This window comes from Streptomyces sp. CB01373 (genome assembly GCF_002803075.1).
Classification (GTDB): domain Bacteria; phylum Actinomycetota; class Actinomycetes; order Streptomycetales; family Streptomycetaceae; genus Streptomyces.
In genome coordinates, this window is record NZ_NNBK01000017.1 from 184,098 (window position 1) to 200,702 (window position 16,605).

10 protein-coding genes are annotated in these 16,605 nt (G+C 71.6%); 2 read left to right on the forward strand and 8 right to left on the reverse strand.

The genetic code is table 11. The features are described from left to right. Positions 1–69 precede the first annotated feature (69 nt). Together CG719_RS27000 and CG719_RS27005 are read right to left on the reverse strand one after the other, a co-directional pair. Complete coding sequence (locus tag CG719_RS27000) at positions 70–2,511, reverse strand: SpoIIE family protein phosphatase (protein WP_100571291.1); 2,442 nt, start codon at positions 2,509–2,511, stop codon at positions 70–72. A gap of 97 nt (positions 2,512–2,608) precedes the next feature. Next, positions 2,609–6,883, reverse strand: coding sequence for a HAMP domain-containing protein (locus CG719_RS27005; protein WP_100571292.1), 4,275 nt, complete (start codon positions 6,881–6,883; stop codon positions 2,609–2,611). Positions 6,884–7,230: 347 nt separating this feature from the next. Between CG719_RS27005 and CG719_RS27010 the strand changes: the two genes are divergently transcribed. Next, positions 7,231–7,611 carry an STAS domain-containing protein gene (locus CG719_RS27010; RefSeq protein ID WP_234375776.1) on the forward strand — a complete coding sequence of 127 codons (381 nt, stop codon included), beginning with the start codon at positions 7,231–7,233 and terminating at the stop codon, positions 7,609–7,611. Positions 7,612–7,763: 152 nt separating this feature from the next. Beyond that, positions 7,764–8,135: a PRC-barrel domain-containing protein gene (locus CG719_RS27015; protein ID WP_100571294.1), complete on the forward strand. Its 372-nt coding sequence runs from the start codon at positions 7,764–7,766 to the stop codon at positions 8,133–8,135. Positions 8,136–8,223: 88 nt separating this feature from the next. Here CG719_RS27015 and CG719_RS27020 read toward each other — a convergent pair whose 3' ends face one another. The 6 genes from CG719_RS27020 to CG719_RS27045 all read right to left on the reverse strand — a co-directional run. Beyond that, positions 8,224–8,658 (reverse strand): ATP-binding protein, encoded by a 435-nt coding sequence (locus CG719_RS27020; protein ID WP_100571295.1) that lies wholly within the window; start codon positions 8,656–8,658, stop codon positions 8,224–8,226. Positions 8,659–8,788: 130 nt separating this feature from the next. Continuing rightward, positions 8,789–10,696 carry an AMP-dependent synthetase/ligase gene (locus CG719_RS27025; protein ID WP_100571296.1) on the reverse strand — a complete coding sequence of 636 codons (1,908 nt, stop codon included), beginning with the start codon at positions 10,694–10,696 and terminating at the stop codon, positions 8,789–8,791. Between the two features lie 133 nt (positions 10,697–10,829). After that, a complete protein-coding gene (gene glgB / locus CG719_RS27030; protein ID WP_100571297.1) occupies positions 10,830–13,064 on the reverse strand; it encodes a 1,4-alpha-glucan branching enzyme in 2,235 nt (744 codons plus the stop codon). A gap of 4 nt (positions 13,065–13,068) precedes the next feature. Then, a complete protein-coding gene (locus CG719_RS27035) occupies positions 13,069–14,457 on the reverse strand; it encodes a maltokinase N-terminal cap-like domain-containing protein (RefSeq protein WP_100571298.1) in 1,389 nt (462 codons plus the stop codon). A gap of 29 nt (positions 14,458–14,486) precedes the next feature. Next, a complete protein-coding gene (treS, locus tag CG719_RS27040; protein ID WP_100571299.1) occupies positions 14,487–16,208 on the reverse strand; it encodes a maltose alpha-D-glucosyltransferase in 1,722 nt (573 codons plus the stop codon). Next, the coding region (locus tag CG719_RS27045) for a DUF3459 domain-containing protein (protein WP_159024965.1) at positions 16,205–16,605 on the reverse strand (401 nt) is incomplete at its 5' end. The genes CG719_RS27045 and treS, both read right to left, overlap by 4 nt.

Here is a 16,605-nt window from a genome sequence, read left to right on the forward strand (position 1 = left end):
CTACCCCTGAACCGGGCGCTCATGCCTCGCCACCCGCCCATGCCCGCTCGCCGTCGGACCCGCCCGCCGTCAGGCGACCCGGATGCCCACGATGCAGGTGTCGTCGTCGGTGTCCGACTTGCTGTACGTCAGCAGCCGGTCGAGCTGCTGGTCCAGGGTTTTCGGCGCCGAGCGGGCCGTGGTCAGCAGATGGCTCAGCGACTCCTCCACGGAGCGGTCCCGGCGCTCGATCAGACCGTCGGTGTACATCAGCAGCGTGTCCTGCGGCGCGAACTGGAGCTCGTCCTCCTCGTACACGGCCTCCGGCACCGCACCCAGCAGCATGCCCCGGACCAGCGGCAGCGGAGCCGCCTCCGCCCCGCGGACCAGCACGGGCGGCAGATGCCCGGCCCGGGCCCAGCGCAGGGTGCGCCGCCCGGGGTCGTACAGGGCGCAGACCGCCGTGGCGGTGACCGCGCCGGTCAGATGGTGCGCCACGATGTTGAGCCACGACAGCAGCTGGCCGGGCCCGGCCCCGGTCACGGCCAGGCCCCGCAGCGCGTTGCGCAGCACCACCATGCTGGTGGCCGCCTCTATGCCGTGGCCGGCGACGTCGCCGACGCACAGCAGCACAAGCCCGGAGGGCAGCACCACCACGTCGTACCAGTCGCCGCCCACCAGATGCTCGGTCTCCGCCGGCCGGTAGCGCACCGCGACGTCCAGACCGCTCACCCGCAGCGGTGCCTGGGTCGGCGGCATGATGGCGTGCTGCAGCTGGAGCGTCAGCCGGTTGCGCTCGGTCGCCTGCTGCTCGGTGTGCGCGAGCTGGTCACGGGTGGCGGCGAGCGCGACCTCCGTCCAGTGCTGCGCGGAGATGTCCTGGTAGGCCCCGCGCACCACGAACAGCCGCCCGTCGGTGTCCAGGACCGGCTCGGCCACCACCCGGATGTGCCGGGTCACCCCGTCCGGCCGCTGGAGCCGGAAGGCCGCGGAGGCCGGACGGCGGTGGTGCAGCAGCGTGCGCAGGAACCGCCGGATGGCCACGGCGTCGTCCGGGTGGGCGTGCGCGGGCAGCTCCTCCAGCGGCACCGGCGTACTCGAAGGCGCACGGCCGTACAGGCCGAACAACTGGTCGTTCCAGGTGATCTCACTGGTCAGCAGGTTCTCCTCGAAGCCGCCGATCCGGCCGAGGCGCTGCGCGTGCTGGAGCAGACTCGCCAGCCGCGCCGTCTCGTCCTCGATCCGCCAGATCAGCAGCACGCAGCCGCCGTGCCGGCTGATGCTGATGTCCGCCACCGCCGACAGCGGCACCTGGTCCACGAGCGCCGTCAGATGCATGCGCTGCGCCCGGTACGCCTCACCCGTGGCGTACACCCGCTCCACCCGCTGGAACAGCTCGCTCTTCCCGGCGGCCATGGGGAAGGCCTCGAGCAGCAGCGCGCCGTTGACCACGGCCCGCGGCCGGCCGGCCGGGTCCAGGAAGCGGCTGTTGACGTGCTGGATGCGGAAGTCCACCAGCTGCCCGTCGCCGTCGACGTGCGGGACCAGCACCAGGGCCGGGTCGTGCAGTCCGTCGGCCAGGTCCATCAGCTCGGCGGCGTCCGGCAGCACCCGCGGTTCCTGCCCCACCTCGTGGCGCAGCGTGGACGTCTCCAGTGTGTGCGCGCACAGTTCGGCGAGGGCCTCCACCTGGCGTACGACCTGGGGCGGCTGTGGCTCCAGCGGTCCGGGCCAGGCGATCTCCAGCACCCCGTGGATACGGCCGCCGGTGCCGGCCGGCACCGCCACCCGTCCCCCGTCCGGATGCAGGTGCCGCCCGATGGTGGGCAGTCCGGTCGTGGCGAGCGAGGTGAACCACTGGCCGGTGCGCTCGGTGAGCCCCCGGCGCGCCACCGTGGACACCTCCGGCGGCACATAGCGCCACCGGGTGGCCTCCGCCGGGGAGAAACCGGCGCTGCCCGACAGGGTCAGCGAGCCGTCGGCGCCCGCCGCCCAGACCGCCACGGCCACCGCCCCCAGTGGCCGCAGCGCGTGTTCCAGCAACGAGTCGGCGACGGCCTGGGTGTCGTCCGCGGCCAGCGCGCCGCTTTCCGCGGCGCGCAGCCGCACGGCCGAGGCGCGCTCCAGCGCACCCTCGGCGGCGGCCAGGAAGGCGTCGGTGACCTCGGAGACACGGTCGCGGGCGGCCTGGTTGATGACCTCCACCGCGAACTCCAGCGGTGTCACCCGGGCCTGCTCGGCCAGCTCGGTGAGCTGCCGGGCGGCCTGCGCCGGACCGCAGCCCAGCCGCTCCACCAGGATGCCCTTGGCGAGTTCGACCAGGGCCCGGCCCTCGGCCTCCGCCTGCGCCGCCCGCACCTCGCGGCGCAGCCGCTCCACGGTGGCGGCCAGCCGCCCCACGGGGGAGGTGGAGTTGGGCGCCGCTGAATCGGACGGCTCCGGGTCGCCGGTGGGCGACGGCGTCCCGGACGCGGACGGCTCCTGACCCGGTCCGGCGGTGGCCGGATCCCGCTGCTGCTCGGACGTGCTCACGATCGACAAGCTCCTCGGCTGAACGGCGCGGGGGTGCGGGAGGCGCCGCGGCGGACCGGGCCCGCCCCGCCGGTGCGGGGGGCGGGCGCCGACGCGCTCACGCGGACAGCCAGTGCCGGACGCAGGCGATGAGGTCGTCCGTGTCCACGGGCTTGGTGACGTAGTCGCTCGCCCCGGACGCCAGCGACTTCTCCCGGTCCCCCGGCATCGCCTTCGCGGTGACGGCGATGATCGGCAGTTCGGCGTACCGCGGCAGCCTGCGGATCTCGGCCGTCGCGGTGTAGCCGTCCATCTCCGGCATCATCACGTCCATCAGGACGAGCGCGACGTCGGGGTTGCCGACCAGCGTCTCGATGCCCTTGCGCCCGTTCTCCGCGTGCAGCACCCGGAAGCCCTGCAGCTCCAGGATCCCGCTGAGCGCGAACAGGTTGCGCGCGTCGTCGTCGACGACGAGGACGGTACGGCCCGCGAAGGCGCCGCCGACGGGCGGCGCGAGGTCCTGCGGTTCCTCGGCCCGCACCAGCGACAGCACGTCCCCGGGCTCCTCGGCCGACAGGTGCAGGGCGATGCGCTCGCGCAGCTCGTCCAGGCTGGAGAGGAACTCCAGCGAGCCGTCGTCCCCACGCGAGCGCAGCGCCTCCGCGCGGGCCACCTCCGGACGCCGGCCGCTGTGCACGAGCACCGGCACGCCCGCCAGCGCCGAGTCGCCCTGGAGCGCCTGCAGGAACCGGGACGCCTCCTCCTCGGGCATGTCCAGGTCGAGGACGACACAGTGGCACGGCTCGGAGGCCAGCGCCCCCGCGGCCTCCTGCGCTCCCACGGCGGTGATGATGTCGACGGTGGGCAGGGCGCCCGTGTCGTCGGCGCCGTGCCGGACCACGTCCGCGACCACGCTCTCCGCGACCAGGGTGAGCAGCCCGCGGGAGCGCTCCTCGACGACCAGCAGCCGCCGTCTGCGCGGCCCGTCGCCGACCGGGAGCGCACGCCCGGTCTCCCGGTCCGCCGCGGCGGCCGGCACCAGTTCGGCCGGCGCCTTCTGCGGGGCCCGTCCGCCGCCGAGCACCTGCTCGAAGTCGGGGCGGGTCACCGGCAGGAAGAGCGTGAACGTGCTGCCCCGGCCGGGCACGCTGTCCACGGCGACGGCACCGCCGAGCAGATGCGCGATCTCCCGGGTGATGGACAGCCCGAGGCCGGTCCCGCCGTACTTGCGGCTGGTGGTGCCGTCCGCCTGCTGGAACGCTCCGAAGATCGTCTCCAGATGCTGTTCCGGGATGCCGATGCCGGTGTCCTTGACCCGGAAGGCCACGACCGCGCCGCCCCGCACGACACCGCCGGGCACCTCGTCGTCCGCGGCCGGCTCGATGCACAGCTCGACGCAGCCCTGCTCGGTGAACTTCACCGCGTTGGACAGCAGGTTGCGCAGGACCTGACGCAGCCGGGAGTCGTCGGTGAGCAGGTCCGCGGGCGCGCCCGCCGCGGTGGTGACCGCGAACTGGAGGCCCTTCTGCGTCGTCATCGGCTGGAAGGTGGCCTCGACGTAGTCGATGAGCTGGCGCAGCGACACCCGCTCAGGGGTGACGTCCATCTTGCCCGCCTCGACCTTCGACAGGTCCAGGATGTCGTTGATCAGCTGGAGCAGGTCGCTGCCCGCGGAGTGGATGATCCCCGCGTACTCGACCTGCTTCGGGGTGAGGTTGCGCGAGGGGTTCTGCGCGAGCAACTGGGCCAGGATGAGCAGGCTGTTGAGCGGGGTGCGCAGCTCGTGGCTCATGTTCGCCAGGAACTCCGACTTGTACTTCGAGGCCAGCGACAACTGCTGGGCGCGGGCCTCCAGTTCCTGCCGGGCCTGCTCGATCTGGAGGTTCTTCGCCTCGATGTCGCGGTTCTGCTCCGCCAGCAGTGAGGCCTTGTCCTCCAGTTCGGCGTTGGAGCGCTGGAGCTCGTCCTGCTGGGACTGCAACTCGGCCGAGCGGGCCTGGAGTTCGGCGGTCAGCCGCTGGGACTCGTCAAGCAGTTCGTCGGTGCGGGCGTTGGCCACGATGGTGTTGACGTTGACCCCGAGGGCTTCGCGCAGCTGTTCCAGGAAGTCCCGGTGGACCGGCGTGAACGCGGCCACCGACGCCAGCTCGATGACGCCGAGGACCTGGTCCTCGAACAGGATCGGCAGCAGGATCAGCGCGCTCGGCACCGCCCGGCCGAGCCCGGAGGAGATGGTGACGTACCCCGCCGGCAGCTCGTCGACCGTGATGGTACGGCGGCTGCGCGCGGCCTGGCCGACCAGCGAGCGGCCGAAGGAGAAGCGGGTGGGCCGCTCGTCGTCGGGGCTGCCGTAGGAGCCGACGAGCCGCAGCTCGGGGCCGCGCTCGCCGTCCTCGGCCAGGTAGAAGGCGCCGTACTGGGCCGACACCAGCGGGGTCAGCTCGTCCATGATCAGTTCGGCGACGACCGGCAGGTCGCGGTGGCCCTGCATCAGGCCGGTGATCCGCGCCAGATTGCTCTTGAGCCAGTCCTGCTCCTGGTTGGCCCGGGTGGTCTCGCGCAGGGACTCCACCATGGAGTTGATGTTGTCCTTGAGCTCGGCGACCTCGCCGGAGGCCTCCACGGTGATCGAGCGGGTCAGATCGCCCTCGGCCACGGCGCTGGCCACCGCGCCGATCGCCCGCACCTGCCGGGTCAGGTTGCCGGCCAGCTCGTTGACGTTCTCCGTGAGCCGCTTCCAGGTGCCCGAGACGCCCTCCACCTCGGCCTGTCCGCCGAGGCGTCCTTCGGTGCCGACCTCGCGGGCGACGCGGGTGACCTCGTCGGCGAACGCGGACAGGGTGTCGACCATCGTGTTGATGGTCGTCTTCAGCTCCAGGATCTCGCCGCGCGCGTCGACGTCGATCTTCTTCGACAGATCGCCCCTGGCCACCGCGGTCGTCACCAGCGCGATGTTGCGGACCTGACCGGTGAGGTTGTTCGCCATCGAGTTGACGTTGTCGGTGAGGTCCTTCCAGGTGCCCGCGACGTTGGGCACATGGGCCTGTCCGCCGAGGCGTCCTTCGGTGCCGACCTCGCGGGCGACGCGGGTGACCTCGTCGGCGAACGCGGACAGGGTGTCGACCATCGTGTTGATCACGTCGGCCAGGGCCGCGACCTCGCCCTCGGCCTCGACCGTGATCTTGCGGGACAGATCACCCCGGGCCACGGCGGTGGCGACCTGGGCGATCGAGCGGACCTGGCCGGTCAGGTTGGACGCCATCACGTTGACGTTGTCGGTGAGGTCCTTCCACGTCCCGGACACGCCCTGGACGTCGGCCTGTCCGCCGAGTCGTCCTTCGGTGCCGACCTCGCGGGCGACGCGGGTGACCTCGTCGGCGAAGGCGGAGAGCTGGTCGACCATCGTGTTGATGGTGTTCTTGAGTTCGAGGATCTCGCCGCGGGCGTCGACGGTGATCTTCTGGGAGAGGTCGCCCTCGGCGACCGCCGTCGCCACCTGGGCGACGTTGCGGACCTGGGCGGTGAGGTTGCCCGCCATGAAGTTGACCGAGTCGGTCAGGTCGCGCCAGGTGCCCCTGACGCCCTGGACGTCGGCCTGTCCGCCGAGTCGTCCTTCGGTGCCGACCTCGCGGGCGACGCGGGTGACCTCGTCGGCGAAGGCGGAGAGCTGGTCGACCATCGTGTTGATGGTGTTCTTGAGTTCGAGGATCTCGCCGCGGGCGTCGACGGTGATCTTCTGGGAGAGGTCGCCCTCGGCCACCGCGGTCGTCACCTGGGCGACGTTGCGGACCTGGGCGGTGAGGTTGCCGGCCATGAAGTTGACCGAGTCGGTCAGGTCCCGCCACACACCCGCCACTCCGGGCACCTTGGCCTGTCCGCCGAGGCGTCCTTCGGTGCCGACCTCGCGGGCGACGCGGGTGACCTCGCCGGCGAACGCGGAGAGCTGGTCGACCATCGTGTTGACGGTCTCCTTCAGCTGAAGGATCTCGCCGCGGGCGGGCACGTCGATCTTCTGCGACAGATCGCCCTTGGCCACCGCCGTCGCCACCTGCGCGATGTCACGCACCTGGGTGGTGAGGTTGCCCGCCATGGCATTGACCGAGTCGGTCAGATCGGCCCAGGTTCCCGAGACGCCCGGCACCTCCGCCTGACCGCCGAGGGTGCCCTCGGTACCGACCTCCCGGGCGACGCGGGTGACCTCGGAGGTGAACACGGACAACTGGTCGACCATGCCGTTGAACACGGTCGCGATGTCGCCCATGAGCCCGTCGGCTTCCTCCGGCAGGCGCGTGCCGAAGTCGCCGTCCCGCACGGCCGTCAGGCCGGCCAGGAGCTGCCGCAGCTCCCGGTCGCCCGGCACGGCGTCGAGGACCTCGGTTCTGTCGCTGGTCATGCGCACCCTCGTCCTGCTCCCCAGGAGTCCTCGCCGGTGAGGACTCGCACTTCTCCATCGGGCCGTCGCGGGCCCGCTGACGTGCGTGCATTTCCGTGATTTCACGGATCTGCGTGATGAGAAATACGGGGCAGGCTAACCCACTCGGCCTGCCCCGAACAAAACTCGCGCGTTCATATCCGGACCCGTGAATTCGCCCCCGCGCGCGGTGCATGACCTCGTGATTCAGGGGTACGCGGGCGGTTTGACCGCAGGGCGCTCCATGGCGCACGGCACCGCCGTCCGGCATGACGCTCCTTTCGGAAACGACCCGAAGACCCCGGCCCGGGAAGACCCGTATGACAACAATGCCGCCTTCACCCTTCAGCCTCTCCGTCGAGACCCGCGGAACCGCCGTCGCGGTCCACGTGGAGGGCGACCTCGACTACCTCACCAGTCGCGAACTCCTGGACACGGTGACCGTGGCGCTCACCCGGCGCCACGCGGCACGGCACCCGGTCGCCGGCATACGCCTCGACTTCTCGCGGCTTCGGAGCGTCGACTCCTCCGGCCTGTCCGCGCTGCTGCGGATCCGGCGCCTCGCGGACGAGGCGGGTCTCGCACTCCACCTGGACGAGCGTCCGGCCGTACTGGAGCGGCTGCTGGACATGACCGGAACGCTGGAACTGCTCACCTCCCCGCCCGGGAACGTCTCCCTGCCCGAGGAGACCACCGGGCCGGGCCGGTAGCCGGCGGCCCGAGCGGACGAGACGAGCGTGCTTCCCCCACCCCTCCCGCCGAATGCCGTGGTCACAGACGGGTAGTTGGTGCGGTGGGAGCCGATGTGCCGGGATGTCGGCCCGACGCTCGTGACACGTCAGCCCGGGGAGGAAGGAGCAGCGTGAACATAGACAGAATCTGGTCGTATCCGCCGCAGGTCGCTCGAGCCGAGGGAGAGGACCTGACCGGTTTCACCGTCGTCGCCGCCGACGGCACGGTGGGCCACGTGGACCGGGAGGGCGGCCGCTCCGGGATGAGGCACCTGGTCGTGGACACCGGGGTGTGGGTGTTCGGCAGGAGCGTGATGGTGCCGGTCGGCATGGTCGCCGGCATCGACTCCGCGGAGCGGAGGATCACGGTGGCCTGTTCGCGCGGACAGATCAAGGCCGCGCCGCGGTTCAGGACCGACAGCGAGACCAGGGACCCGGAGTATCTGACCCGGGTGGGTGCCTACTACCAGGCACTTCCGCCGAGCGAGGCGACCAGCGCCTGAGCCGGTGCGGCGAGGCCCGCGGTGCGGGTCCCGGCACCGCGTCCGAGCCCGGACCCCGTCCGCAGCCGGGGCTCCGGGTGATCCGGGCTCACCAGGGCAGGAAGACGTGCACGTCCTTGCCGTGATCGTTGACCACCACGCTCACCTGGTCGCACAGGGTGTGGATCAGGTGCCAGCCGATACCGCCGCCACCCCGGCTGGGGCGGAACGGCCGCGGGGCCGGCTGTGTGGTGCTGGTGTCGCTGAGCGTGACGTGTACCCCGTCGAAGGTGCGGCGCATCCGCAGCTCGAACGGGCCCGGCGCGTACTGCACCGCGTTCGCAGCCAGTTCTGTCACGACCAGCAGGATGTCGTCCCAGTGCTCGGGCGCCGCCGGCCCCGCGCGCCGTGCCACCTCGTCCAGGAAGTCCTCCGCGGCGAGTCGCGCACCCGTGACATGGTGCAACTCGCCCGCGAAGCGGGCGGTGCGGCTCGGAATGCCCTCGCTGGCCAGTGTGTCGTCCCCACGCGGCTCGAATGCCATCTCGCCTTCCGGCCCGGGCTCGTCGCCGGGCTGTCGTCCTTTCTTTCCCTCGCGTCCCACTGTCTTGTTCCCAGGGGCGAGGAGCCTACGCTTGGGGCGTCGCAGGCAGCGGAAAGGCAGGCGGGAGGCGTCAGCGGAAGACGTCGTCGGGCTCGTCCCAGTCGGCCGTCGGGTCGTGCGCGGCCTCCAGGCGCGCGGCGCGGCTCCGCGCCTGGTACATGGCCTCGATCTCGACCGCGTAGTGCTCCGCTATGGCGTCCCTGCGCAGCTTCATCGACGGCGTGAGCAGCCCGCCCGCCACGTCGAAGGGGGCGGGCAGCACCCGGAAGACCCGGATGGACTCCGAGCGCGACACCGTGCTGTTCGCGGCGGCGACCGCCCGCTCGATCTCCTCCCGCAGCGCGTTCTCCTCGCGCGCCTCGTGATCCGGCGCGTCACCCTGCAAGGCCAGCGCCGCGCGCCAGTGGGCCAGGAACTCCGCGTCCAGGGTGATCAGCGCGCCCACGCACGGCCGGTCGTCGCCCACGACCACCGCCTGGTGTACCAGCGGATGCGCCCGCAGCCGCTGCTCCAGCGCGGCCGGGGCCACGCTCTTGCCGCCGTTGGTGACGATGATGTCCTTCTTGCGCCCCGTGATGGTGAGATAACCCTCGGTGTCCAGCTTGCCGAGGTCTCCCGTGGCCAGCCAGCCGTCGTGCAGCACGGCCCGGGTGGCGGCTTCGTCGCCCACGTACCCCTGGAACAGCGACGGCCCCCGCACCAGGATCTCCCCGTCGTCCGCCACCTCGATCGCCGTGCCCGGCAGCGCCTTGCCGACGGTCCCCGACTTCTCCCTGCCCAGCGGCTGCATGGTGATGCCGCCGCCGGTCTCCGTGAGCCCGTATCCGTCGTGCACGTAGATGCCGATGCCCTCGTAGAACAAGGAGAGATCCCGGCTGAGCGGGGAGCCGCCGGAGGTGGCCCGGACCACCCTGCCGCCCAGCTCGGTCCGCAGCTTGCGGTACACCGTCCGCTCGTACAGGGCGTGTTGCAGCCGAAGGTCGAGGCCGGGGCCCGGGCCGCGGCCCAGCCGCTGCCGCTCCAGCGCGGTGGCGAAGTCCCGGGCCGTTTCGGCCGCCCGCTCGAACAGCGCGCCGCGCCCCGCCTGCTGGGCCGCGCGCAGGAAGTTCTTGTAGATCTTCTCGAAGACGGAGGGCACGGCGTGGAAGTACGTCGGCCTGAACGAGCGCAGCGCCGACGCCAGCGCCTCCTCGCCCAGCTCCGGCTCGTGGCCCATCAGGATGCCGCCGCGCAGGCACAGGCTCTGGACCATCAGCCCGTACACGTGCGAGAAGGGCAGGAAGGCGAGCACCGACGCCTGCTCGCCGGGCGGCGCGGCGGTGTGCCCCCAGCCTGCCAGCAGCGTGTCGCAGGGGTTCGCCAGCGCGCGGTGGCTCAGCGCGCAGCCCAGCGCGCGGCCCGTGGTGCCGGAGGTGTAGGCGATCGCCGCGGTCGCGTCGGGCAGCACGATCCGGCGCAGCGAGTTCACCGTGGTCGGCGGTACCACCGCCCCCTGCTCCACCAGGTGCTCCAGCGCGTCCGCGTCGAGCTGCCAGACGTGCTGGAGCCGGGGCAGCGTCGCGCACAGCGGGCCGACCGTCATCACGCCCTGCTCGTCCTCGACGACGACGGCCACGCACTCCGAGTCCCGCAGGATCCACTCGACCTGCTCGCGCGAGGAGGCCGGGTGGATCGGGACCACCTCGGCGCCGACCGCCCACAGCGCGTACGCGAGGACCGTCCACTCGTACCGGGTGCGGGCCATGACCGCCACCCGGTGGCCGGGTGAGATCCTGGCGGCCACCAGCCCCCTGGCCAGGTCGGTCACCTGCTCCCGCAGCTCCGCGGCGGTCACCTCCTCCCACACCGGGGAGGAGGGGTCGGCGCGGCGCGCGAGCACCGGCAGGTCGGGACGGGTCTCCGCGGTCTCGAAGACGCTGTCCGCGAGCCCACCGGCCGGCGGGGCGACAGTGGACGGAGCGAGGGCGAGGTCGCGCATGCGCTGCTCCTGAGGTTCACGGAGGTGACTGCGCCGGGGACGGACTCGGTCGACGCGGATCGAATGTAGCCCAGGTCCGCACGTCACGGGTCCCGAACTGGGAAGTAGCCCCGTTTCCCGCGCCCCGGCCCGCTCAGGCGGGCTGCGGAGTCAGCCAGAGCGTGGCGAGCGGTGGCAGCGTGAGACGGATGTGCCGTTCCTCGGGTTCGCCTTCCGTTTCGAGTGGCTTTGTGTTGGTGACGCCGCCCCCGCCGTAGCGGCCGGCGTCGGTGTTCAGCACCTCGCGCCACGCGGTGACCTCGCCCGGCACGTCCAGGCGGTAGCCCTCGCGCACCGCGGGGGAGAAGTTCGACACCGCGAGAAGCGGGACGCCGGCCGCGTCGAGGCGCAGGAACGCGTAGACGTTGTCGTCGGCGGCGTCCACGGCCACCCAGCGGAAGCCCTCCGGCCGGGTGTCGCGCTGCCACAGGGCCGGGGTGGCCCGGTAGACGGTGTTGAGGTCGCGCACCAGGTCCCGCACCCCGCGGTGGTCGCCCGCGGCGCAGTGGTCCTCGTCGAGCAGCCACCACTCGGGCCCGTGCTCCTCGGAGAACTCGCCGCCCTGGGCGAACTCCTGCCCCATGAACAGCAGTTGCTTGCCCGGATGGGCCCACATGTAGCCCAGGTAGGCGCGGTGGTTCGCGCGTCGCTGCCACCAGTCGCCGGGCATCTTCGACACCAGCGCCCGCTTGCCGTGCACCACCTCGTCGTGCGAGATCGGCAGCACGTAGTTCTCGCTGTAGGCGTAGACCATCGCGAAGGTCATCTCGTGGTGGTGGTACTTGCGGTGCACCGGCTCCTTGGTCATGTACTGGAGCGAGTCGTGCATCCAGCCCATGTTCCACTTCAGCCCGAAGCCCAGGCCGCCGCTGTCGGTCGGCGCGGTCACCCCGCCCCACGCGGTCGACTCCTCGGCGATGGTCACCACGCCCGGGGCACGCCGGTACACGGTGGCGTTCATCTCCTGGAGGAACGCCATCGCGTCCAGATCCTCCCGGCCGCCGTACGCGTTGGGCGTCCACTGGCCGGAGTCGCGCGAGTAGTCCAGGTAGAGCATGGAGGCCACCGCGTCCACCCGCAGGCCGTCGACGTGGAACTCCTCGCACCAGTACACGGCGTTGGCGACCAGGAAGTTGCGCACCTCGGTGCGGGCGAAGTCGAACTCGTACGTCCCCCAGTCGGGGTGCTCGGCGCGCTGCGCGTTCCCCGGCTCGTACAGCGGGTCCCCGTCGAAGCGGGCCAGCGCCCAGTCGTCCTTGGGGAAGTGCGCCGGCACCCAGTCCATGATCACGCCGATCCCGGCCCGGTGGCAGGCGTCGACGAAGTACCGGAAGTCGTCCGGCGAGCCCAGGCGAGCGGTCGGGGCGTAGTAGGAGGTGACCTGGTAGCCCCAGGACGGCCCGAAGGGGTGCTCGGCGACCGGCATCAGCTCCACGTGGGTGAAGCCCAGGTCCTTGACGTAGGCCGGGAGCTGTTCGGCGAGCTGACGATACGTCAGACCCGGTCGCCAGGACGGCAGGTGGACCTCGTACACCGAGAACGGCGCCTCGTGCACCGGCACGTCCGCGCGGTGCGCCATCCACTCCTGGTCGCCCCACTCGTGGTGCGCGGCCGTCACCACGGACGCGGTGGCGGGCGGCACCTCGGTGCGCCGTGCCATCGGGTCGGCCTTGAGGAACCGGCCGCCGTACTGAGAGGTGATCTCGAACTTGTACTTCGCGCCCTCCCCGATCCCGGGCAGGAACAGCTCCCACACGCCCGCCGCGCCCAGCGAGCGCATCGGGAAGGCGGTCCCGTCCCAGTGGCTGAAGTCCCCGGCCACCCGCACGCCCCGGGCGTTGGGCGCCCACACGGTGAAGCGGGTCCCGGTCACGCCCTGGTGGGTCATCGGCTCCGCGCCCAGCGCCCGCCACAGCTGCTCGTGCCGGCCCTCCCGGACCAGGTGCAGATCCAGCTCGCCGAGAGCGGGCAGGAAGCGGTAGGGGTCGTGGACCTCGTACTCGTCCCGCTCGTAGCCCACCACCAGGGTGTACTCGGGGATCGCGGCCAGGGGCAGTACGGCCGAGAACAGTCCGTCGCCCTCGGAGGCGAGCGGGGTGCGCTCGCCGTCCACGACCACGCTCACCGCACGGGCGAAGGGACGCAGCACCCGCAGGGCGATCCCGCCCCCCACCGGGTGCGCGCCGAGCAGCGCGTGCGGGTCGTGGTGGGCGCCGGACAGCAGGCGCTCACGGTCGGCGGGAGCCGGCGGCGGAGCCGTACTGGCCTGTACCGCCGCGGGCAGGACGGGGCCGGACGGCTCGGGAAGTGACGTGTCGCGCAGTGCCATCGGTTCAGCCTCCTCTCACGGCGAGACGTTCGATCGCCGCCATCGGTACGGCGAGCCAGTCGGGGCGGTGCCGGGCCTCGTACAGCACTTCGTACACGGCACGGTCCGTCTCGTAGGCCCGCAGCAGGGCGTGTTTCTTACGGGGGTCCCAGCCGGACAGGGAGGCGTAGCCGGCGCAGTACGCCTCCCGGCAGCGGCGCGCCCACTCCGGGCGCCAGGGGCGGCGCTGGCGGGCGGCGTAGTCGAAGGAGCGCAGCATCCCCGCCACGTCCCGGACCGGGGACTCGGGGATGCGGCGCTCGGTGAGCGGGCGCGAGGGCTCGCCCTCGAAGTCGATGACGAACCACTCCCGCCCGGCCCGCAGCACCTGACCGAGGTGCAGGTCGCCGTGCACGCGCTGGGCGGGCGGCCCGGCGTCGCAACTGGCCAGCGCGGCGAACGCGGTGCGCAGCCGTGTCGCGTACGGGCGCAGCGCGGGGACGCTGTGCGCGGCGGCCTCCAGATGCTCGGTCATCGTCGCTGCGGTGCGCGCGATGTCCTGGTGGGCGCCGTTGGGGAAGGCGTCGGCCAGCGCCAGGTGGACCTCCGCGGTCGCCTGCCCCAACTGGTGCGCCTGGGCGGTGAAGTCGTCACCGGTGGCCAGGGCCCGCAGGGCCAGCGTCCAGCCGTCGGCGGCGTCGCGCAGGAACGGCTGGAGCACCCCGAGCGTGGCCGGTTCCGGTTGCGTGGTGCGGAACCAGGCCACCGGAGCTGGCACCCGGGTGCAGTCCTGTCCGGCCAGGGCCCACGGCACCTCCAGGTCCGGGTTGACGCCGGGCTGGATGCGGCGGAACACCTTCAGGATGAACTCGTCCCCGTAGATGATCGAGGAGTTGGACTGCTCGGCGTCCAGCAGCCTGGGCACCAGGGCGCCGGGGATCGGTACGGACGCGTCCGCCTCGAAGTGCAGCGGGCCGAAGGTGCCGGGGTGGCGCATCCGCTCCAGGAGCAGCTGCGCCGAACGCGGGTCGCACAGCGCGTCGTAGACCGCGAGGCCGGCCAGCGGCCCCTCCTCGGGGCGGCCGATGAACGCCCGGTGCAGGCGTGGGGCCGGCTCCCGCCGTACACCGAGCAGCAGTTGGTAGCAGTCGGCGGGCGGCGGGGCGGGTGTGCCGGTGGGGGAGGGGACCGTGCCGGGACCGGAGGCGACGTCCGCGTGCTCGGCGTGGACGAGCAGATGCAGACAGCCCGGGAACAGCTCCGTCATCGACAGCAGACGCAGGTCGGTGACGGGCCGGTCCTTGCCGGCGAACCAGCGTTGTCGCGGCAGCCATTCGCGCAGCAGCGAGCCGAGCGAGGCCATGGGCCCGGCCGGGCTTCCGGCGCTCGGCGTCAGCGATGCGGTCTTCGGCATGGTCACGCCTCCTTTCGTCGGCCGTACGCTCACCCGCGTCGGCCGGTCCGGGATGCGACGTTGGCGGTGAGCCGGAACCAGTAGAACCCGTGGCCCGCCAGGGTCAGCAGGTACGGCAGTTCCCCGACGGCCGGGAAGCGCACTCCGCCGATGAGCTCGACCGGGTTGCGTCCCTCGAAGACCCGCAGATCGAGTTCGGTCGGCTGGGCGAAGCGGGAGAAGTTGTGGACGCACAGGACCAGGTCGTCCTTGTACTCGCGCAGGAAGGCGAGGACGGCGGGGTTGGAGGAGGGCAGTTCGGTGTAGGAGCCGAGTCCGAAGGCGTGGTTCTGCTTGCGGATCTCGATCATGCGGCGGGTCCAGTGCAGCAGCGACGAGGGCGAGGACATCGACGCCTCGACGTTGGTGACCTGGTAGCCGTAGACGGGGTCCATGATCGTGGGCAGGTAGAGGCGGCCGGGGTCGCAGGAGGAGAAGCCGGCGTTGCGGTCGGGGGTCCACTGCATGGGGGTGCGTACCGCGTCGCGGTCGCCGAGCCAGATGTTGTCGCCCATGCCGATCTCGTCGCCGTAGTAGAGGATCGGGCTGCCGGGCAGGGAGAGCAGCAGGGCGGTGAAGAGCTCGATCTGGTTGCGGTCGTTGTCGAGCAGGGTGGCGAGGCGGCGGCGGATGCCGATGTTGGCGCGCATGCGGGGGTCTTTGGCGTATTCGGCCCACATGTAGTCGCGTTCTTCGTCGGTGACCATTTCGAGGGTGAGCTCGTCGTGGTTGCGCAGGAAGATGCCCCACTGACAGGTGGCGGGGATCGCGGGGGTCTTGGCGAGGATCTCGGAGACGGGGTAGCGGCTTTCGCGTCGGACGGCCATGAAGATGCGGGGCATGACGGGGAAGTGGAAGGCCATGTGGCACTCGTCGCCGCCGGCGGCGTAGTCGCCGAAGTAGTCGACGACGTCCTCCGGCCACTGGTTCGCCTCCGCCAGCAGCACGGTGTCCGGGAACATCCGGTCGATCTCCTTGCGCACCCGCTTCAGGAAGGCGTGGGAGGCGGGGAGGTTCTCGCAGTTGGTGCCCTCTTCGGCGTAGAGGTACGGGACCGCGTCGAGCCGGAAGCCGTCGATGCCCAGGTCCAGCCAGAAGCGCAGGGCGGCCAGGATCTCCTCCTGCACCGCGGGGCTTTCGTAGTTGAGGTCCGGCTGGTGGGAGAAGAACCGGTGGAAGTAGTACTGGCCGCGGACCGGGTCGAACGTCCAGTTCGAGGTCTCGGTGTCGACGAAGATGATGCGGGCGTCCGGATAGCCCTTGTCGTCGTCGGCCCACATGTAGAAGTCGCCGTAGGGGCCGTCCGGGTCCTTGCGGGACTGCTGGAACCACGGGTGCTGGTCGCTGGTGTGGTTCATGACGAAGTCGATGATCACGCGCATGCCGCGCTGGTGGGCGGCGTCGACGAACTCCACGAAGTCGGCCAGGTCGCCGAACTCCGGGAGCACCGCGGTGTAGTCGGAGACGTCGTAGCCGCCGTCCCTGAGCGGCGACTTGAAGAACGGCGGCAGCCAGAGGCAGTCCACGCCGAGCCACTGGAGATAGTCGAGTTTGGCGGTCAGGCCCTTCAGGTCGCCGACGCCGTCGCCGTTGCTGTCCTGGAAGGAGCGGACGAGGACCTCGTAGAACACGGCACGCTTGAACCACTCCGGGTCCCGGTCCCTGGCCGGGGCGTCCTCGAAGATGTCAGGGACGGGCTCGTTGACAGTCATGGCGCTGGGGGCCCTCCGATCTCGGACGAGGTGGACGATCGCTGGACGTGGAGCACGTGCGCGGGCCGTTCGCCCGGTTCCAGGCGTACGTAGCTGGCCCTGCCCCAGTGGTGGGTCTCGCCGGTGAGCTCGTCGCGCACCGGCATCGACTCGTGCCAGTCCAGGCCGAGTTGCGGCATGTCCAACGAGACCGTGGCCTCCTGGGTGTGGTGGGGGTCGAGGTTGGCGACCACGACGACCGTGTCCGGCCCCTCGCTCTTGCTGTACGCGATCACGGCATCGTTGTCGGTCGTGTGGAAGCGCAGATTGCGCAGGCGGTGCAGCGCGGGATGGCGTCGGCGGATGTCGTTGAGTTTGGTGATGAGGGGGGCGATGGTGCGGCCCTCGCGTGCGGCGG